Annotated in this window: 21 protein-coding genes; 1 reads left to right on the top strand and 20 read right to left on the bottom strand. The window is 43.5% G+C overall.

Annotated elements, in window-relative coordinates:
* Positions 1-94: 94 nt before the first annotated feature.
* The 19 genes from GQS54_RS03500 to GQS54_RS03410 all read right to left on the bottom strand — a co-directional run bounded on the left by GQS54_RS03500 (position 95) and on the right by GQS54_RS03410 (position 17,061).
* The gene (locus GQS54_RS03500; protein WP_346766550.1) at positions 95-535 is read right to left on the bottom strand and encodes a type II secretory pathway protein; all 441 of its coding nucleotides are present in this window, start codon (positions 533-535) and stop codon (positions 95-97) included.
* On the bottom strand, positions 525-1,355 hold the full coding sequence (locus tag GQS54_RS03495; RefSeq protein WP_166422616.1) for a prepilin-type N-terminal cleavage/methylation domain-containing protein: 831 nt from the start codon (positions 1,353-1,355) through the stop codon (positions 525-527). The genes GQS54_RS03500 and GQS54_RS03495 overlap by 11 nt, the downstream gene beginning before the upstream one ends.
* Complete coding sequence (locus tag GQS54_RS03490; protein WP_166422615.1) at positions 1,355-1,924, bottom strand: type II secretion system protein; 570 nt, start codon at positions 1,922-1,924, stop codon at positions 1,355-1,357. The genes GQS54_RS03495 and GQS54_RS03490 overlap by 1 nt, the downstream gene beginning before the upstream one ends.
* Entirely contained in the window at positions 1,911-2,480 is a 570-nt protein-coding gene (locus GQS54_RS03485; protein ID WP_166422614.1) for a prepilin-type N-terminal cleavage/methylation domain-containing protein, read from the bottom strand. The genes GQS54_RS03490 and GQS54_RS03485 overlap by 14 nt, the downstream gene beginning before the upstream one ends.
* An 82-nt stretch (positions 2,481-2,562) precedes the next feature.
* On the bottom strand, positions 2,563-3,102 hold the full coding sequence (locus GQS54_RS03480) for a prepilin-type N-terminal cleavage/methylation domain-containing protein (RefSeq protein ID WP_166422613.1): 540 nt from the start codon (positions 3,100-3,102) through the stop codon (positions 2,563-2,565).
* A 103-nt stretch (positions 3,103-3,205) separates the two neighbouring features.
* Positions 3,206-3,844: a type II secretion system protein gene (locus GQS54_RS03475; RefSeq protein WP_166422612.1), complete on the bottom strand. Its 639-nt coding sequence runs from the start codon at positions 3,842-3,844 to the stop codon at positions 3,206-3,208.
* Between the two features lie 18 nt (positions 3,845-3,862).
* The gene (locus GQS54_RS03470) at positions 3,863-4,375 is read right to left on the bottom strand and encodes a hypothetical protein (protein ID WP_166422611.1); all 513 of its coding nucleotides are present in this window, start codon (positions 4,373-4,375) and stop codon (positions 3,863-3,865) included.
* Between the two features lie 3 nt (positions 4,376-4,378).
* Positions 4,379-5,596, bottom strand: coding sequence for a type II secretion system F family protein (locus tag GQS54_RS03465; protein ID WP_166422610.1), 1,218 nt, complete (start codon positions 5,594-5,596; stop codon positions 4,379-4,381).
* A complete protein-coding gene (locus GQS54_RS03460) occupies positions 5,589-7,469 on the bottom strand; it encodes a GspE/PulE family protein (protein WP_166422609.1) in 1,881 nt (626 codons plus the stop codon). The genes GQS54_RS03465 and GQS54_RS03460 overlap by 8 nt, the downstream gene beginning before the upstream one ends.
* A complete protein-coding gene (locus tag GQS54_RS03455; RefSeq protein ID WP_166422608.1) occupies positions 7,466-8,545 on the bottom strand; it encodes a tetratricopeptide repeat protein in 1,080 nt (359 codons plus the stop codon). Before GQS54_RS03455 ends, GQS54_RS03460 begins: the two co-directional genes overlap by 4 nt.
* On the bottom strand, positions 8,542-9,450 hold the full coding sequence (locus GQS54_RS03450) for an AAA family ATPase (protein WP_166422607.1): 909 nt from the start codon (positions 9,448-9,450) through the stop codon (positions 8,542-8,544). The genes GQS54_RS03455 and GQS54_RS03450 overlap by 4 nt, the downstream gene beginning before the upstream one ends.
* Positions 9,451-9,454: 4 nt before the next feature.
* Complete coding sequence (gene mshL / locus GQS54_RS03445) at positions 9,455-11,110, bottom strand: pilus (MSHA type) biogenesis protein MshL (protein ID WP_166422807.1); 1,656 nt, start codon at positions 11,108-11,110, stop codon at positions 9,455-9,457.
* Positions 11,100-11,450, bottom strand: a complete 351-nt coding sequence (locus tag GQS54_RS03440) for an MSHA biogenesis protein MshK (RefSeq protein WP_166422606.1) — start codon at positions 11,448-11,450, stop codon at positions 11,100-11,102. The genes mshL and GQS54_RS03440 overlap by 11 nt, the downstream gene beginning before the upstream one ends.
* A 1-nt stretch (position 11,451) precedes the next feature.
* Positions 11,452-12,153: a type II secretion system protein GspM gene (gspM, locus tag GQS54_RS03435; RefSeq protein ID WP_166422605.1), complete on the bottom strand. Its 702-nt coding sequence runs from the start codon at positions 12,151-12,153 to the stop codon at positions 11,452-11,454.
* 2 nt (positions 12,154-12,155) lie between these two features.
* Entirely contained in the window at positions 12,156-12,761 is a 606-nt protein-coding gene (locus tag GQS54_RS03430; RefSeq protein WP_166422604.1) for a PilN domain-containing protein, read from the bottom strand.
* On the bottom strand, positions 12,758-13,690 hold the full coding sequence (locus GQS54_RS03425) for an MSHA biogenesis protein MshI (RefSeq protein WP_166422806.1): 933 nt from the start codon (positions 13,688-13,690) through the stop codon (positions 12,758-12,760). The genes GQS54_RS03430 and GQS54_RS03425 overlap by 4 nt, the downstream gene beginning before the upstream one ends.
* 251 nt (positions 13,691-13,941) lie before the next feature.
* Positions 13,942-14,748 (bottom strand): DUF1338 domain-containing protein, encoded by an 807-nt coding sequence (locus GQS54_RS03420; protein ID WP_166422603.1) that lies wholly within the window; start codon positions 14,746-14,748, stop codon positions 13,942-13,944.
* 58 nt (positions 14,749-14,806) lie between these two features.
* A complete protein-coding gene (gene astA, locus GQS54_RS03415; RefSeq protein ID WP_166422602.1) occupies positions 14,807-15,850 on the bottom strand; it encodes an arginine N-succinyltransferase in 1,044 nt (347 codons plus the stop codon).
* 5 nt (positions 15,851-15,855) lie between these two features.
* The gene (locus GQS54_RS03410) at positions 15,856-17,061 is read right to left on the bottom strand and encodes an aspartate aminotransferase family protein (protein ID WP_166422601.1); all 1,206 of its coding nucleotides are present in this window, start codon (positions 17,059-17,061) and stop codon (positions 15,856-15,858) included.
* A 154-nt stretch (positions 17,062-17,215) separates the two neighbouring features.
* Between GQS54_RS03410 and GQS54_RS03405 the strand changes: the two genes are divergently transcribed.
* Positions 17,216-17,644, top strand: coding sequence for an Lrp/AsnC family transcriptional regulator (locus GQS54_RS03405; RefSeq protein WP_158771972.1), 429 nt, complete (start codon positions 17,216-17,218; stop codon positions 17,642-17,644).
* Between the two features lie 80 nt (positions 17,645-17,724).
* On the opposite strand, the gene GQS54_RS03400 is transcribed toward GQS54_RS03405, so the two are convergent.
* The gene (locus GQS54_RS03400) at positions 17,725-18,396 is read right to left on the bottom strand and encodes a TetR/AcrR family transcriptional regulator (RefSeq protein ID WP_166422600.1); all 672 of its coding nucleotides are present in this window, start codon (positions 18,394-18,396) and stop codon (positions 17,725-17,727) included.
* Positions 18,397-18,649: the final 253 nt, after the last annotated feature.

The raw sequence follows: 18,649 nt of genomic DNA, 5'->3' as shown, positions 1-18,649 counted from the left end.
TTACTGCAAAAAAAAAGTAACCGAATTTACGCATCTAGCACACCTATCTCATTGAGCAGAACATAAGCGTTGCAGTACGCACAAAGTAATAACATTACTGGATCCCTTCGACCGACACATTTCGACTAACAACGGTATCACCTGCAACACAGCTACCTTGAGCGGTAAATCGGTAATATTGATACTCATCACCATCATCATTGACAGTCACCACCGAACAGCGACTTTCATAACCACAATTGAGCAGCCCAGGGGTATTGGTGAAGGTGAACGCCTCGGACGCAGAACAATTACTCGTCCCGGTAATTGGAAAAGCCGCAGCGATAGATCGCTCAACTCCACTTCTAGCCGCGTTTAGTGCTCGCTGACCATAGACTTCGCTAACCACGCTATCTGCTGAAGCTGCTAACATTCTGAGCATAGCTAAGCTTAAAACTGCCAATAAAATAATGACAAATAACGCAATCACTAACATGCTTCCACGCTGCTTTTGCATAGTTGTGGTATGAGGGTTAGGGGCAGACTTAAGGTACATTAGGGACATGTATATCACTGCTTAAGTTGATGGTTTCTTCATTTAATTCAAAGGCTAGAAGAATCTGAATTAAACCATTTCTATTCAGCGTAGCCTGTTGCACCGTAAACGGAAACTGTGCAGAGTCAGTAAGATCATTGACGATATTTTCTGCCATCAATACTCCCAAATTCGTTTGGGCAACGTCAATAGCTCGCTCCTGCCTGAAAATACTGCCGCCACTTACGCAGTAACTGACCATGTTGCGCACTATATATAGACGTGACGCTGGAGAAATATCCGCAAATGCACCGTCAACCGTAAGAGATGCCAAATGTTCTGGACTGTCATTCGTTGTGCAGCTATCGTCGATACCATTATCACTACACGATAAAATTGTGCGTCTTTTTTGCTGACTCAGCTCATACACATCATCGCTGTCTGTGGGATAGACCAACGCCATATCACCCGCGACCAAACTGAACTGCCCGTTAGGATCCCCTAATTCAACCGTATTTACGGTACGCTGGGCTGACGGTACTAAAGGCAAGCTAGTGTAATAGGTTGCCCACATCGTTGGCACAAACTCTACACATTGGGCGCCCCCAACTTGAGCAAGCCTAGCACTGTTAGGTACCGCGCTGCGCAACTCACGATTTAAACGCTCCAGTACAAAACGGCTTTGACTCAATAACTCATCACGCTCACTAACGTCATTAAATATTTGCACCCCTGAACGAATAAAACTCGAGATGCCGATAGAAACCACCCCCAACACGATGATAACGATCACAAGCTCAACTAACGTAAACCCACCTTGGTTTTTCACTGACCTAGACATCAGTAATTATACCGATAAGTAGCAAATACCATGTTTTCATTATTGGGCATGGTGACCGTGACCGTGATCAACTTTGTTGTGCTGACTGCATTATCAGGCGAGCCATCTAGGTCAGCATCGTAAAAGACGGCTACGTTTGCACGAAATCCCTGATATAAATTAACGGCATTTATAACAATCTTTTCTCCAGTTGCGCTTAAGATATTCTCACCGCTTTCATTCAAACCATCAAAATCGTCTACATCATTAAACGCCGCGCGACTTTCATTATCCGGACCAAGTGCTGCAGGTAATGTGCACGCCGTTGCTGCGACCTCACCACAGCGTATATTGCTGTTTCGACTAGAATTTTCATCAAAAGATTTACCACTGATTTCATTGATCAGGGATTGTGCCAACTCAGTGGCCCTAACTTGGAAAATAGGATCAATACTGCGGGTGGTTTGTGGCACAATAAAACTAACAAAAAACGTTACCGCAATCGCAAATACCAACATGCCAATGACCAGCTCAATCAAGGTGAAACCGACCTGCCCAGCGCGGTGTTTGCCTACCTTATTCGCATTCATGTATGTACCCTTGGCTTTCAATACAAATCGCTGGGGCTTGCTGCCCTTGAAAGGTCACGCGGCATTGAACCTGACAACTACCCACATTGGTTGAAGGCCGTCCAAAGTTATCAAATCGAATGAGGTTGAATGTATCGACATTAAGATCATCGGTGGTCATGGCCACGTTATCGCTGGCTATTTCACCGCTGCTGGTTCGAAGAAATTCGGCAGTAGTAAAATCGATAGTACTCGAGCAGGTCGCCGTATGCTCTGCTGTTGTATTGTTAAGATAGCTAAGGGTAGGAGGGCCAAATGCGGGGGCGTTGGTGTTGAAATTAATTTGAAAGCAGTAATCTGCTCGAGTGTCTTGCATAGCGCGCTGCTGCATGGCGCGAAGGGCTGACAGCAAACGTGACTGGTAGCCATACTCGGCGTAACCTGAACTATCAAAGCGGCTGGCAGCGGATACCGCCAGTATACCAATAATAAGAATAACAACTATCAATTCAAGCAGAGTAAAACCACGTTGCAAAGCAGTAACATGAAACTTGTTTACGCCCAGCAACGTTTTCATTTAATTTGCTCCCGAAACCGCTAAAGCTAAAACAATACATCGAGCAAACGAATGTTTACTCGAACTAAGTTAGCTTAGCTAATTAACAGCCGCCAGTAACAGCTGTGACGTTAGCTGATGTATTTGCATCCGTTGCTTCGGTATATAACACGTGGCAACTATCTCCGTCGGAACCGGTTTCCAAATAATCGGTTGTTGCTGCATTAACAGGAATAATAGCAAAAGTACCTGCTGCTGGTGTCGTTGCTGTACCTGTACCTGCTCCCTCTACATACGTAAAGTCAGTCTCACTTATATCAACCCATCCTTCAAGCCCTGATGAAGCTACCTCAGCATCAGGGTAGCCATAGTCAGTAAAAACATCTTCCCCGTTTACCGTTACTTGTGCGGTAACATTGGCTACATAAGCATTTTTTTGCTCACCTGAAATAGCAGATTTCGCATAAACCAGTTGTGACCCCCCTTGCAACGCTGCTTTTACACCTTGTAAGGTAGAAGCCGTTGCATCACCTTGAATATCAATAAACTTTGGTGCAGCGGTAACGGCCAAAATACCTAAAATCACGATAACAATAATTAATTCTATTAGTGTAAAGCCGCTTTGCTGTTTGCTGTGACCCATAATGTCGCTCCAATTTTGTAAATAATATTTTTTAACTTGGTGTATTTTATACCACTTGCTAAGCGCGCAGCCATTAGCAAATGGTAGCGTGTCAAATTATTGACTAATTATTACTAAAAACAATGACTTGCCCTATTCTTGGATCATATATAAAGCCATTACCTGCGGTGTTGTCAACAGGTTCCGACGTATCATTTTTTATCGTTTGGGTTAAATAATAATAACAAAGGTCATTTCCTCCTGACCCAGTGCCTTCACTTTGGCGAGTAAAATAACGATAATCCTCAAAAGGGCGCTGGCTCCAATCTGATGAAATAGTTGGTGCACTTTGCATAATCAAATTAAAAATACTTTCACAATCCAGCAAACTTATTTGCGTGTCTTCGGTGCTGCTATCGGTGTCCAGCTGACCAGTTGGGTACCCTGTGTCTTGATCCACTCCAATACGGATATCGTCAATGGTCACAAAGCTCAAGTTGGTCGAGAAATTTTCGGTCGGTCGACCCTCTATTTCCCACTGGGCCCGTATTAAACCAACCCCAGTTGCAAACCCGCCTGCTACACCATCAACGGTGGCATCTTCAGCCTCTTTAGTCACATCAAGCAAGCGTGGCAAGGCCGTAGCGGCTAATAAACCTAAGATAACGACCACTATTACCAATTCAATCAAGGTAAAGCCTTGTTGGCCTTGGGGGTGCCCCACTGAATATGGCTGACATTGTGCTCTCGCTAATTTCATCATCTTTATCTACCCATTCGATTAACTTATGATTTTGGAAACCTGTCCCGTATAAACTTTATATTCAAAATAAGGCCCGGTTGATAATCTATATCGACATATAGAGGCCAGAGCATTATTACTTAATTGCACCCCATCAAAAAATTCGGCGTACATTTTAAACCCTTCAACCTCTAGGTCGAGATCTAATATCTCCTGCCACAAAACGGCACACCCTTTACTGGTAGGCTCTAAGCGCGGCCAGCCTAAGTGAGTCATGGCAAGGGGGTGACGACCTATTTCGTCGCCTTGAGCGCCATATTCAATAAGCAAAATACTGCTAGGGCGACCTTCATTCTGCCATTGCCAGTGCGCATTTAAAGTCGTTCTGCCGAATTGTTCGACTAAATTTTGCAATGCTACTTTGCGAATATTCGGACTACTTTCATTGAAATAAAAAATGAACCCTAATATAAGCGACGTGAACACCACCACGACCACCAAATTATTAAAGATGCTTCGTTCTCGTTCTTCACTGGCTTCATGTTTGCGCATAACTTAGCCTTGTATTGCCCCCATCATGTTCCACATAGGGGTGAATATACCCAGTGCTAATACGAGCACCATAGCTGCTACAATCATAATTAAAATCGGTTCAATTTTTGAGGTGAGACTTTTTAAATCGTAATCGACCTCCCGCTCATAAAACTCAGCCGCCTCACCGAGTAACTCATCTACTCGGCCCGTTTCTTCGCCCACGCTGATCATTTGTAGCACTAAAGGCGTGAACATTTTACTAGAACTTGCCACCCTTGAAAGACTCTCGCCTTTTTCAATATTTTTGCGCATCTGCACGATTTTATCGGCCATAAAGGCATTGTTAACCGCCTCTGACACTAAATTTAGGGCGGAGATTAACGGCACACCCGAGCGTAACATCATGGCAAAACTGCGAGCAAAACGGCTGAGTAATGTGCGCTCAAAAATGCTTCCCACTATGGGTAATCGTAATTTCGTTCTATCCCATTTATATCGACCTGAGGGAGTGCCGATATAATGCGAAATTAAAAATACGGCAAAAATAATGCCGACTAATAGGTACGGCCATTTGGTAATAAAGAAGTCAGACGTAGCTAATAAAACACGGGTCATTATGGGCAACTCGGCACCAAAACTATTGAACATATTAGCAAAAACGGGGATCACGAATATGTTCATAATAACTAAAGCAGCGACCACCGCGAGTATGACAAAAGTAGGATAACGAGTAGCTGCTTTGATCTGCTTACGCGTTTCTTGTTCTCGCTCTAAATAATCTGATAATTGCTGAAAGGCCTCATCTAATCGCCCGGTATTTTCCCCTACATGCACGATGCTAACAAACAACTGGCCAAAGACTTTATTATGGCGGTGCATCGCAGAAGACAATGTACGACCCCGTTCAAGTTGATCACACACATCATTTAAAATCACAGTCATACGTTCACTGCTAGCGGTATCGGCTAATCCCTTAACCGAACGAATGATCGGAATACCCGATTTTGTTAATGAGAACATTTGTCGAGAAAAGATAATCAAATCTTCCAGCTTAATCTTGGGCGTAAAAAGCGACATATCGAGAGACGTATTAGCACTCGCTTTGGCCTCTTTGATCTCAATTGGAGTGAATTTACGTCCCAATAAAATATGCGCCACACTTGACGCATCGGTCGCTTCAAGATTCCCCGAGGTTAGCTCTCCACTTGCGTTTCTGGCTGTATAGGTAAAATTAGCCATTGCCACCATCCGGGGTATCGTTGCGAGGCTCTAGTTCAAAGGAAAACTCGCTACTTGAAGGCACTATTTTATCTTGTTTTGTATTTACCGTGGGCGGCTTTTGAGCCATCACAGACTCTTCTTCACCTGGCTCCTGTGGCTCATCAGTCATATTATCTGTTGATAGATCAGCTCGCTCATCGGCGACCATTTCAATTAATTTCAGCACTTCTTCTACCGTCGTAATACCCATTTTTGCATAGGTCAAAGCGACTTTGGCTAACGGAACAAAACCAGGGCTAAGCAGAGCCGCTTTGCCAAACGTAATCGAATCGTTCATTTTCAGCGCGTTCATCATGTTTTCGGTCATTTCTAATAATTCGAAAACCCCTACACGACCACGGTAACCTGTGTTGTTACAAGTCTGACAACCCCGCCCGTGTCGAAAGGTGACATTGGTTATTTGCGGATCAATACTGCGTAACCACAGAGTTTCTTCCGGTTTAGGTTGGTAGGTCTGCGTGCAACTTTCACACACTTTACGTACTAAGCGCTGAGCAATAATCGCCCTTAATGAGCTGGCAACCAAATATCCAGGTGCGCCCATATCCAGCAAACGCACAGCACTGCTGATGGCATCATTAGTGTGCAAGGTAGATAACACTAAGTGACCCGTTAGTGCTCCTCGCAGACCTATTTCAGCCGTTTCATGGTCGCGCATTTCCCCCACCATGATGATATCGGGATCCTGACGTAAGGTAGTACGCAGCACATTTGAAAAATGCAAACCGATTTTATTATTTACCTGCACTTGATTGATACGGGGCAGGCGATATTCCACCGGATCTTCAACGGTAATGATTTTAGTCGACGGTTGATTTAGCTCGCTAAGTGCGCCGTATAAGGTCGTTGTTTTACCTGACCCTGTAGGACCCGTTACTAAGATCATACCGTGAGGGCGTTTAAGAAGAACTCGAAAACGCTTGAGTAATGGGCCGGGCATACCCGTTTGATCAAGCGACAACAAACCTGCCGACTGATCGAGTAATCGCATTACCACCGACTCGCCATTTTGCACAGGCATGGTTGATACCCGCACATCAATAGAATGGCCTTTGATACGCATATTCGTACGGCCGTCTTGGGGCAGACGCTTTTCGGAAATATCCAGCCCAGACATAAGTTTTAAACGTAAGACTAACGCTGAGGCAATATTTTTTTCTTTGATGATGTTTTCTTGTAGCACCCCATCAACCCGCAGGCGAATGCGCACCATGTCATCATCTGGTTCGATATGAATATCTGACGCTTTAGTTTGCAATGCATCTTCGAATATTGACTGCAATAAACGGGCGACCGCTGTGTCTTGCTCGTTATCAACCCCAGTATTAAAATCGAACTCGGCATCTTCTTGATATTCTTCCGCCAATTCTTGTGCAAAAGACGCGATATCTTCGGTGCGCCGATAAAAACGGTCATAAGCTTGGAATAACTGGGCATCACTGACCACCGCCACTTCGACTGGCTTAGGCAAAACACCAGATAAAATATCGATCGCGGCCAAATCAGCTGGATCGCTCATACCCACTAATAAATGATCGCCTTTATCCTCAAGCACCAAAGCGCGATAGCGCCGAGCCTGCACTTCAGGTAACAATAACACGGCTTCAACAGACACCCGATATTGAGTGATATCAATAAGGGGTACATTCAAATGCTGAGATAAGAAAGTGAGCAGTTGATTTTCGGTCATAAACCCGAGCTCAATAAGCATATATCCAAGTTTACGGCCACTTTGTTTTTGCGCCGACAAGGTCTGCATAAGCTGCTCTTCACTTATGATATCCTTTTGAACCAGCAGATCTCCTAAGCGAATTTTAGTTTTTGGCTTCATTTTATACCTACTAAATCATTCAACCTTTGACGTACAAAGGTAATCACTTCAGGTGATAACTGCTGCTCGTTGTCAGCTTGACGATAGCTTTTTAATGCTGAGAGGTTATCCCCACTACTATCTTGAGCGATGCCTAGTCCTAACCACCACTTAGCCTTTTGAGGTTCTGCATTGGCTAATTGTTGGTAATCTTGCTGAGCCTGAGCATAATCAGCAGAACGCTGTGCTAGCGCGCCACGATAGGCGTAAAAATCACTGTGCATGGCCAACGATGGCGAAACTTCTAACAATAATAGCAATGCTTTTTTAGGTTCACCTTGCTGCGCAAATAACCTGGCTAACATTAAACGTAAGTCATGCTGCTGAGGCTGGGCCACGATACCGTCGCTAAGCAGCGCTTGCGCTTCTCGCATACGATTTTCAGCAAATAGCAGAGAGGCTAATTTTTTACGAATACGCACATTTTCAGGCTCACTGCTGAGCAGTTTTTGCAAGCCGTTGATGGCGATTAATGTGTTTCCCTCTCTGAGTGCCTGATTAATACTTTGTTTTAATCCAGCTTGAGCATTCTCACTACGATTGGCTTTTTTGCTAAATGATGCTGTCGACGGCATCACCTTATCAGAGTTAACCGGAGCAACTGGGGGCGGAACGACTGACGCTAGCGGTTCTTGTTTGTTAACTATTACTGGCTCCGCTTCCAACTGCGAATTCATATCTGCAGCTTGATGCCCCTTTGCCTCTGGAACATCGGATTGCCCAACGTCTGGTGGTTCAACCCACGTCATTGCACCTGCGACTGGTTTATCAGGCTGGATCGGGTCAGGCACTACCATATCTATTAGTGCAGGATTGATCATCTGGTTTAACTTGTCTTGACTAGACACGGGATCATTGTCCGTCACGGTAGGCCAAATGTAACTAATCGCAGCAAAGAGTAGCGTAATCACCATTAGTGACAGCAACCACGCCAACCTTTTAGTATTCTGCTTTGGTGGCTGATAATCGGCACTAGCCGATTCTTGGGGGGCTTGCCTGGCTTCAAGATCACGCAGCATTTTATTGACCACACTCATAACGCGAACCTCTGATAAGCCCAATAGGCAACGGCGAGCACGACGACTGTGGTGGTAAAACCAAGCAGCAGTTTTACTACGCTAAATCGGCTGGTATAAGCCGCTTCGGTATCGTTAATGGCTAATTTAATGTGCTTAATTTCCACTTGTTGTTTCCCTTCGCCATACGCCAGCATTAAGGCCTTATGGCACAAAACATTGACTATTCGAGGGGTGCCTTTACTGGCTTTAAATAATAATTTACACGCACGGCTAGAAAAAATATCATCACCGCGATAACCAGCAACGGACATGCGATGACGCACATACTGAAACACCTGATCAGCGTTCATTAGTTTTAGCGCATAGGAAAATGTCACGCGCTGTTTTAATTGGCGTAACTCAGGTAATGCAAGCTTATCGTCTAGCTCAGGTTGGCCAAACAACACGACCTGCAACAGTTTGCGCGATTCAGTCTCTAAGTTGGTGATCAAGCGCAGTGCTTCAATACTCTCAATAGGCAAAGCCTGAGCCTCGTCTATGATTAGTACCACACCTCGATTCTGTTGATTAACTTCAATAAGACGCTGTTGAAGACGCTGGGTAAATTCCTGTTGATCCGCATTGCTACTTAACGTCACGTTGAGCTCTGCAGCTACTGAGCGTCGCAACTCACTGGGCGTTAAATATGGATTCGGAATATAGGCCGCAACAAATGGTTCAGGTAGCTCGTTAAGCAATTTGCGACAAATCAGCGTTTTGCCCGTCCCCACTTCCCCTGTCACTTTAATAAAACCTTCACCGGTCTTTATTGCAGTGAGTAATACATCTATGGCTTCTTTATGGCTAGGTAGACCAAAAAAGTAGCTAGTGTTAGGGGTAAGGGTAAAAGGCAATTCCTTTATACCGTAGTGGTATAAATACATCGCGTTATTCCACGTGCAGCCAATCGGCCATTTGATTTCGGCTTCTAAGCAATTGTTGACGCCACGTATCTGCACCTACCACTGTGGGTCTAAGCAAAATAACCAATTCTTTTTTGGTTTCAGTTTCTTGAATATTTTTAAACAGATTACCCAACACGGGTATGTCCCCTAACAAAGGAGTTTTTGATTCGGTCGTGGAAATAATCGACTGCATTAAGCCGCCAATAACGACTATTTCACCTGAACGGGCGTGAATAATGGTGTCTGATTCACGAATATTACTGGCTGCTAAGGGCAATACATACTCTTCTTCGTTTAACGTGACCACTTTTTGTTGTTCTTCAGTTTCGATAACTGATGGATGCACATGCAAAAGTACGCCACCCGTGGCATCAATTTGTGGGGTAACGTCAAGGGCAATCCCTGAGAAGAACGGCGTAAGTTCAATATCAGGGGTACTGGTGCTGGTCGTCGTCGTAACCGTGCTTGAACTGGATACGTCGGTCACAAAGTACTCGTCGTCGCCAACCTTAATCACCGCTTTTTGATTATTAATAGCCGTTACACGGGGACTAGATAAAACCTGCACGTTACCTTGGGTTTGCAGTAAATTAAGAACGCCACTGAAATCTTTATTGATAAACGATAGGCTGGTAATGCCTCCTAGCGAAGCTGAAATCGCATCACCTAAGCTACCTGAAGTCGTTGAAAACTGGAAATCAGTACTGCCACTGTTTGCTAGCACTTCTGTCCAATTGATCCCTTGCTGATAGCCGTCACTTAGGGATACCTCCAATATACGTGCTTCTAAAATAACCTGTCGTTGCACATGCTCTTCTGAAATAGCTAAAAACTCTTTCACTGAACGAATTTCGCTTGGTAACGCTCTAACGGTAACAAGCCCTGCTTGAGGCATAACCATTACATTACGACCGTCTTCAACCCCTACCATCACTTGCAGCGACGCCAGTAAGTCTTTCCAAAAATCGGTTTCTGTACTGGTTGAAATACTGGTGCCATTACCGTTACTTCCAGAATTCAAACTACTTGAACTACCGCTACTGGATGACGAATTACCACTGAAACTATTTTGCGAACCGCTTTGGTTACTATTATTACCCTGAGATTGAGAAACACCACCCGACGTAATACTGGTTTGTGTGGCCCCATCACGTTTCATTAATAAGTAGTTAACCGCGAAGGTTTCTGTACGCATTCCAGACGGGTAAATACGGTAAATGTTTTGCCGACGCTGCACATCATAACCGTAGATTTCAGTGACAATGTCAAAAATTTGCTCAAGGGTGACTTGTTTTAAATTAAGTGTAATCACGCCAGAAACAGACGGATGAATAGCCACACTAAAAGGGGTGTCTTCCACTATTCCAGCGAAAAAGCTTACCGCATCGATTTGTTGTGCATTTATATCGAATTTAGGCTCACCAAAAAGAACGTTATCTGTTCCTTCTGATTGTGGCATTAAGGTCTGCTGAACTGCATCCGGCAATAAGGGCACATCTTGTTTTTTATGGGTCACCGCCTGATCGCTATCCGCGATTGCGTCGTCCAGTGACTTCTCATAATGCTGAGTATCATGTTTCGACTGACAGGCAACTAATACCAGCACAAGACCGGCTAACGTAATACGCTTAAAATCCATCATTTGCATCTTTTATAAATTGAGACTGATTAACGAAAAGTTCTTGCGAGCCTTTGGCGCCGCGCAATACAACTCGATTTTTGCTGATCGATATAAGTGTTTTTCCCGCCACGTTTTGCCCTTCTTCCACATTCATACCATTTATAATGGCGCGCTTATTAACACCATTGATAAATATGGCATTCAGAATAAGTATATCGTCCTGTTCTGCTTCAGCTGAAGTACTAGAAATGGCATTCATGGGTCGCGTGGGATCTATTAAGGTTTGCGCGTTTGCTGTCGTGCCAGTTCCCAATACAACCAGTAACCATGTAGATATAAAAGCAAATTTAATTTTCATATTACACACCTATAAATGCCTCGCTAGTACTGAGCGTATAGAGCTCAACCTCGACCAATGCATTTGGATAGCTGTCCACCGCATAGTTAAAGCGCTTCCAATAAAACTGCCACTTAAGACTTTCAATCTTGGTCAAATAACGCTGAATATCAAAATAGCTTCCCTTGACCGATAGCATCACGCCATGACGGTACAAATTGATATCGTCTGATGTGCTGGCGTCATCATTGGTCTCTTTTTCATCATTGTTTTTCATGGCAGGACTAAGCACGGCAGTTGGCGCAATAGATTGCATACTCACTAAGGTCACGCCCTCGCTATCTGCTAGTACTTTCTCAAGTAACATTGGCATTTGTGTTGGACGCACCAAATTCACCGTTTGATGCTGCAAATGCGTATCTAATTCTTTCATTCGTTGAGTTAACTTAGCCAAAGAATCAGCCAACTGAAGATTTGGGTCGTTATTAAATAGTTGTTCACTTACAGCTAATTGGGCTTCAACACTGCGATACTGATTGTGCTGAGCGGCTAAATCTTGCTCTTCTCGAACGATTTTTTCATTCAGGGGTTCAATGAATAACATGTAACCCACCATAGTAATAACCACTGCACCAGCGACTAAAATAAGCATTTTTTCACGCTGCGTAATGTTTTGAAACTGCTTAAACAGCGTTTTATATCTATCGCTTAGCCCTTGGTTCATGGTTACTCTTTTCCTTGCGCTTGTGATGAATTTTCGGTGCCTAGCGTAAACATCAACTGTTCATTTTCGTCACGATAAAGTTTAGTAGTAGCAAACTCTTGGCCTTTGAAGCGTTGTGTTAAACTCAAACTACTAACCCATTTAGGTATAAGAGACGAGTCGGTGGCGCCACCTTCAATCATGACTTGTCGTTCATTAAGGTGAATACGTGTTAGCCATAAACCTGCTTGATGATTTAGCGCCAAGCCATTCATTAGCCCAGCGAAACCATTAGATTTAAACTGCTCTTGACCTGAAAGTTCATCAATTATTCTTTGCTTCTGCCTTATACCAAATTGCTTACTCTCAATTGCAGCAACCAACTCAGGATCTTTTGTGCGACTGCCAAGAGATTCATTTAACGCCATCAATCTGTCTTCAAGTTGTATTTTTTGATTTTGCGCCGCGGTCAACTCATCAAGAATATCTTGTTCTTGGGTATAGCTTAGAAAGTAAACTAGGCTAATAATAGTCAATAGAACAAACCAGATAGACAGCACAAATGATAACGTCAACACTTCTAATTTAGGCTGTAGCTCTGGTAGAAATAAATTAATGCGTGACTTCATTGGGTAGCCCTATTACCGAGTTCTGTTTCGGACAAAGCGGCGCCTAAACTGGCTAAGCTGACAGTTTGATTAACCTCTGGTGAGTTTAGGGGCAAGGCTATTACTTCTACCGGCATAAAGGTCAAATCTTTAATAATTTCGGCTAGCTGTTGTTGTATCGGCGAATTTAAGTACACCACTATGCGTCTTACTGGGGCTTGACGCAGCTGGCTCTCGAAATAATCCATAGAACGCTGAATTTCCACACTTAACGTGTCACCCATCCCCATCTGAAATTCTTCTAACGAAAAGCTCGGCAAGTTTTCATAACCTTTCAATCGGCGTGAGAAAAACAGCTTACCCTGTTTGATAATGTTTAAATTAATCTGCCCCCCTTTCTCTTGAAACAAGGTCAAAATAGCATCATCGTTAATAGGTAACAGTTCGCTGGTAGCCAGCTCTTCTATACTGATAGTCACAAGTTTTAAATCGGCTTTAAGAATACCTTTTATAATTGCGCTAATTTGAGGGCGACTGACGGCAACAACGTTAACTTTTTCTTTGCCGCCTATGGCGTCGGGATGGTCATAATAATCAAGTACATGTTCATCTGTGCCAATTAACTGTTCTTTAACTTGCCATTTCAGCGCTTTTGCAACTTCTTGCTCTTCAACATCTGGCTTATCGATTTGAAAAAGTTGATATTTATTTAGCCCTAACGCCACATAACAGGGGGTACGTGCCAATTTATTTTGTTCTACGTAGGCTGCAAGATGCTTCACCCAATCTTGCATAGGCAGGCTATGTTGTTTTACCCACTCAAATTTACCAGATTTTCTCTGAATAACATTGAGGTGCAGCTCAGCATCGCCAAGTTCAATTCCAATTGAATGAAACTTTGAAGGCTTACTAAAATACTGCTTAATAACCTCCCGCCAGCTAATTCGCATTTTTCGGTTCATACCTTGTTACATTACGTTGACATTACAACAAACTTTGGAATAAAGCGCTAGTAATATAAATCCCTGCTCCATTCGTGATTTATCAGCTATACCAATAAGTTAACTTGACGTTTAACAGTGTAAATCTGCTTTAGTATAGAAGACAATAACGACATTGCGAGGCGCAAACAATTAGACAATCGGCTAAAAAAAAGGGGCCACGAAGGCCCCTAAAACGGTAATAAAATAAACCAACACCTTTATCTAGCGTTGGTACTTTCAAAAATTTTGTCCGCGGATTCAGCTACAAAGCCTGTGAACAGTGTGCCATCGGGCTTGGGGTAGCGCTTGGCAAACTCGTAGAAGCAACTAGGGATCGCCCGCTCACCGTCACTAAACGCGACCGGATATTTATCAGCTAACGTTGAAGACTGCTCTAGCATAACCTCAACCGAACCTTTTATTTCACCGCCTGATGTATTCAATGACAAACCGGCATCTTTTACTGCTTGGTTGATTTGTTCGATTGAATCAAATTCACTCAAGTGATTGTTACTCACGGTAAAGTGATTAGCCCGATAACCCCAAGCTGCTACCCATGCGGCAAACTCGGATTCTTGCAACAGTTGTTGATACGTTGCGTAATCAATATCCCAGTGGCGCCCTGAGTACAAGAAGTTATCTTGCGTCACGGCATTTTTGTCCATGTTGGCTACTAACGCGCCAATGGTGCTTTGTAATGATTCGCTGCACTGTTCGAGCAGTAATTCTGAGATAAACACTTTAGGTAAATCAGGGTGTTCAGGATGCTCAAAATGTTTGGCGTAAAGTTTTTTTGCAACAAAGTGATATTCACCGCAAGCTTGATAACCTAATGCTTCGAAATGCGCGGCCAGAGCACTCAATCCGATGTTAGGTAAATTGAACGTGCGCAACGCAATGTGATCATTGATCACTTCTTGGCCTTGGGTTTTTCCAAATAAATCATGCACGGTGACCGCAGAAGGTGTAACCGCTAAGTAGTTTTCCCATAATTTTTCAAACAACATGTTTACGTTAGTATGCATAAATAAAACCTTTTTCTAAAATATTATGTCGGTAAAAGACAAGGCGTAACCTTGCTTCTTAAAGTGCGATAAAGCGAACGTCACTGCCATTGGATAAACCCAGCGCGTCGGCCATATCCCCATGAATATGTAGTTCGTTTGCTGTCTCGTAATAGTTCACTAAAGCCGATACTGTGGCGCGAAATTGACTCACGTCAGTGTTGCACAACATGTAATTTTTCTCTTTCGAGTGAGCCAATTTAGCAGGCGTTACTGCATCATCAATAACGACTTTAGCTAAGCAGCTTTGCTGCACAGTGCGTATATTTTTAAGGGCCACCTCGACCGTGGGCCCAGCGTCAAACAAATCCACGTAACCACGGTGCAAAAAACCTTCTTTTTGTAGCAAACGTAAAGCCGGTGCGGTTTTTTCATGCACTTTAGCAATTACATTTTGTGCCTCAGGGCTAAGCAGTGCCACGTAAATAGGGTGTTTGGGCATCAATTCAGCAATAAAGGACTTATCGCCTATCCCGACTAAGTAATCTGCAGTAGGGAAATCAATGCCAAAAAAGTTTGATTCTAACCATGCCCAAAATGGTGAGTGGCCGTTTTCGTCGGAAACACCGCGCATTTCAGCAATCACCAAATCTGCAAACCGCTCGGGGTGGTTAGCCATAAACAGATAGCGTACACGTGATAAAAGCTGACCAGAAAAACCACGACGGTATTTTTCTCGCACAAACAAGGTGCATACTTCAGATGCACCCGTGTAGTCGTTACATAAGTTCAAGGTCTCAACGACTTTTTTCACCCCTAAGCTAGGCGAGTAATGTACATGACTAGCGATATGATAGTGGTAAAACGGTGCACTCAGCCCAACGGCGGCTTCAATAGCCGTTACACCAATAATGTCTTTGCTTTGGGTATCTTCCAGTACAAATAAGTAACTTTGCTGACCAGGAGTCGTTACCTTTTCAGCAAAACTCGTTTCCGCCCGGGTTATTTTACTCAGCAGTAATTCATCATTGTCAGGCAATGATGTAAAGCCATGCCCAGATTCAATCGCGATCTGTTTTAGTGCGCGAAAATCTGCAGCGCAAATAGGGCGAATTACCAACATATTTTCTAGCCTTTTACGAGGTGTGCGACTGCTTGTTCAAAGCGCACCAGACCTTGCTCAATATCTTGTAAAGGGATCACTAAAGACGGGGTAAAACGCACCACATCAGCACCCGCAATCAGGCACATCAAACCTTGCTCGGCGGCGGCGTTTAATAATGCTTTCGCCTGCCCCTTATAGGTATCATTCAATGCTGCGCCAAGAAGTAAGCCCTTGCCTCGAATTTCAGCAAAGACGTTATATTTGGCATTGATACGCTCGAGGCCATTGCGAAATAGTTGCTCTCGTTCTGTAACGCCTGCGAGTACGTCACGATCACCCACCACATTTAAAACCGCTTCAGCGACAGCACATGCAAGCGGGTTACCACCGTAAGTGGAGCCATGAGTACCCACTTTTAGATGCTTGGCTATTTCAGTGGTCGTCAGCATTGCACCGATAGGAAATCCACCGCCCAATGCTTTAGCTGAGGTTAAAATATCTGGCGTAACGCCCAAATCCTGATACGCGTACATCGCGCCCGTTCGGCCAACACCTGTTTGCACTTCGTCAAAAATCATTAACGCGTTATGTTTATCACATAGTGCACGTACGCCTTTAATAAAATCAGCGTCAGGGGAGATAATGCCGCCTTCGCCTTGCAAGGGTTCTAACATCACAGCACAGGTATTGTCAGAAATGAGCGCTTCGACACTGGCTAAATCATTATAATCTGCATGAGCGATGTCACCTGGTTTAGGGCCAAATCCGTCGCTGTACGCCGCTTGGCCGCCCACCGTTACGGTGAAAAATGTACGACCGTGAAAGCTCTTGGTAAACGAGATAATTTGTGATTTATGTTGACCGTGCACATCCAGCGCCCAGCGGCGGGCTAGTTTTAATGCAGCTTCGTTTGCTTCAGCACCTGAATTGGCAAAATAGATTTTATCGGCAAACGTCAACTCAGTTAATTTTTTGGCTAAACGCAACGCTGGCTCGTTAGTCATAACATTCGACAAATGCCATAACTTCTGACCTTGCTCAGTTAGGGCTTGCACCAACGCGGGATGACAATGGCCTAAGCAGTTCACTGCAATGCCACCAGCAAAATCTATATATTCTTTGTCGTTTTGATCCCACACGCGAGAACCTTGACCACGCACGGGAATGATCGCTGAAGGCGCATAATTGGGGACCATCACTTCATCGAACAATTCTCTGGTTACTTGCATACTTGGTTCTCCTGTTAGATTTTAAATAGGTCACTCTGTCGATAAACAAAGTGTGGGTAAAGCTATATTATCAGGGTAAACAGATTAAAATTGCAGTAGCATTATGGTTAAAATGGCAGAGTGATTTATCAAAATAACCAAAATAAGTGTCAAAATGATAACTAAACAAGAACAACAACTTCTTTCTATACTGCGATCTAACGCTCGAGCAAGTATTTCGGACCTAGCTAGAGTGCTAAATTTGTCTCGATCCACCGTGCAAAACAGAATGAGTAAGCTTGAAGAAAGCGGCGTAATAAAAGGCTACGCAGTGCAATATGGTAGCGAATATCAAGACAATCTTGTGTCATCGCACGTGTCGATTAAAGTAAGACAAAAGTTAACCGCTAAAACCAACGCCGAACTTCGCCAAGTCAGTGAAGTAAGCGAGCTTTATGCCATTAGCGGTGAATATGACTTGATTGCCATAGTGCAAGCAGAATCGCTTGAGCAACTCAGTCATATTTTAGACAAAATTGGTAATTTCAAAGGTGTAGAGCGTACGAATTCATCGGTTATTTTGGAAACAAAATTTAAACGTTAAATTTTTTTATCATTCTTAATGCAAGCCAAAAAAAACTAATAAAATGCTATGGGTACTAACACGGCGCAATTTATTGACGATCAGTTGTGCGACGAGCCGGTTTGTATTTCTTTTTCTATATCTTCAGATGTAATATTTCTCGCCATTGCTAGAAAACTCATGGTGGCGATGTTGGCCATCTGTTGAATCGAATCGTTCCATACTTTGCCGTGGCCTACAAACATGGTCATGCCTTCCATGGACGAAGAAATAAACAATGCCACTTTTTGCACTTGCTCAACACTCAACGCGGGGTTTAGCTGCTTAATACAATCTTCAAGAGGTATGCGCACGCGCGCATACACTTCATCCATTAACTTGTCGGCATATTCGTCATGATTCGCCAGCGCCCAAAGTTCAGGGTAAAACGTTGTCGTTGTGGGGTTACCTAAATCGAGCACGATAAAATTAATAATCGACCGAAGGTGTAATTCAGGGTCATTATTCGCGCCTAATCTCAGCCGTTCAAATTCATCCATAAATTCGTCAATGCTATGGTCGAGTAAATCTTTTAGTAGATCATTCTTGCTCGGATAATAATATTGCAAGTTGCCCACGCTGATTTGTGCGCCTACTGCGACCTTACGCATAGATAACTTACTGTAACCCTGCTCAATTAATATCGTTTTAGCAGAATTTAATATCAATAAAATGGTCTCTTTACCACGCCGAGACTCACCGGTTCCCTTTCTAATATTTCTCATTTTATTCAATTATTTACCTTGATGCTGCTGCCCCATGCAGTGTCATTACCTGACCCTTGCGCTTGATTATATCAGATCACAGAGTAAGTCCTGAAAAAGCTTGAATGAACGTTCAAAAAAGCACCCCTTGTAAAAAAATTGTAAAAAACCCTTGGATCATTTGTACGATTGTACTAATTTAGTACACACGTACTATTTAGCGCATTAATTAATCAATGCTAAGTCATCTGATTCAACCAATGACTTGTCAATTACTAGGAAC

The organism is Paraglaciecola sp. 20A4, from assembly GCF_011378905.1.
GTDB lineage: Bacteria > Pseudomonadota > Gammaproteobacteria > Enterobacterales > Alteromonadaceae > Paraglaciecola.
The sequence above is the reverse complement of the archived record's forward strand: the minus strand, read 5'-3'. Positions and strand labels throughout refer to the sequence as shown.

Coding starts and splice junctions, on each gene's coding strand:
- astA (WP_166422602.1), bottom strand. CDS start 15,850: ATGTTGGTAATTCGCCCTATTTGCGCTGCAGATTTTCGCGCACTAAAA.
- GQS54_RS03475 (WP_166422612.1), bottom strand. CDS start 3,844: ATGATGAAATTAGCGAGAGCACAATGTCAGCCATATTCAGTGGGGCAC.
- GQS54_RS03460 (WP_166422609.1), bottom strand. CDS start 7,469: ATGAAGCCAAAAACTAAAATTCGCTTAGGAGATCTGCTGGTTCAAAAG.
- GQS54_RS03470 (WP_166422611.1), bottom strand. CDS start 4,375: ATGCGCAAACATGAAGCCAGTGAAGAACGAGAACGAAGCATCTTTAAT.
- GQS54_RS03405 (WP_158771972.1), top strand. CDS start 17,216: ATGATAACTAAACAAGAACAACAACTTCTTTCTATACTGCGATCTAAC.
- GQS54_RS03485 (WP_166422614.1), bottom strand. CDS start 2,480: ATGAAAACGTTGCTGGGCGTAAACAAGTTTCATGTTACTGCTTTGCAA.
- GQS54_RS03420 (WP_166422603.1), bottom strand. CDS start 14,748: ATGCATACTAACGTAAACATGTTGTTTGAAAAATTATGGGAAAACTAC.
- GQS54_RS03500 (WP_346766550.1), bottom strand. CDS start 535: ATGTACCTTAAGTCTGCCCCTAACCCTCATACCACAACTATGCAAAAG.
- GQS54_RS03455 (WP_166422608.1), bottom strand. CDS start 8,545: ATGAGTGTGGTCAATAAAATGCTGCGTGATCTTGAAGCCAGGCAAGCC.
- GQS54_RS03465 (WP_166422610.1), bottom strand. CDS start 5,596: ATGGCTAATTTTACCTATACAGCCAGAAACGCAAGTGGAGAGCTAACC.
- mshL (WP_166422807.1), bottom strand. CDS start 11,110: ATGGATTTTAAGCGTATTACGTTAGCCGGTCTTGTGCTGGTATTAGTT.
- GQS54_RS03430 (WP_166422604.1), bottom strand. CDS start 12,761: ATGAAGTCACGCATTAATTTATTTCTACCAGAGCTACAGCCTAAATTA.
- gspM (WP_166422605.1), bottom strand. CDS start 12,153: ATGAACCAAGGGCTAAGCGATAGATATAAAACGCTGTTTAAGCAGTTT.
- GQS54_RS03450 (WP_166422607.1), bottom strand. CDS start 9,450: ATGTATTTATACCACTACGGTATAAAGGAATTGCCTTTTACCCTTACC.
- GQS54_RS03495 (WP_166422616.1), bottom strand. CDS start 1,355: ATGTCTAGGTCAGTGAAAAACCAAGGTGGGTTTACGTTAGTTGAGCTT.
- GQS54_RS03490 (WP_166422615.1), bottom strand. CDS start 1,924: ATGAATGCGAATAAGGTAGGCAAACACCGCGCTGGGCAGGTCGGTTTC.
- GQS54_RS03440 (WP_166422606.1), bottom strand. CDS start 11,450: ATGAAAATTAAATTTGCTTTTATATCTACATGGTTACTGGTTGTATTG.
- GQS54_RS03410 (WP_166422601.1), bottom strand. CDS start 17,061: ATGCAAGTAACCAGAGAATTGTTCGATGAAGTGATGGTCCCCAATTAT.
- GQS54_RS03480 (WP_166422613.1), bottom strand. CDS start 3,102: ATGGGTCACAGCAAACAGCAAAGCGGCTTTACACTAATAGAATTAATT.
- GQS54_RS03425 (WP_166422806.1), bottom strand. CDS start 13,690: ATGCGAATTAGCTGGCGGGAGGTTATTAAGCAGTATTTTAGTAAGCCT.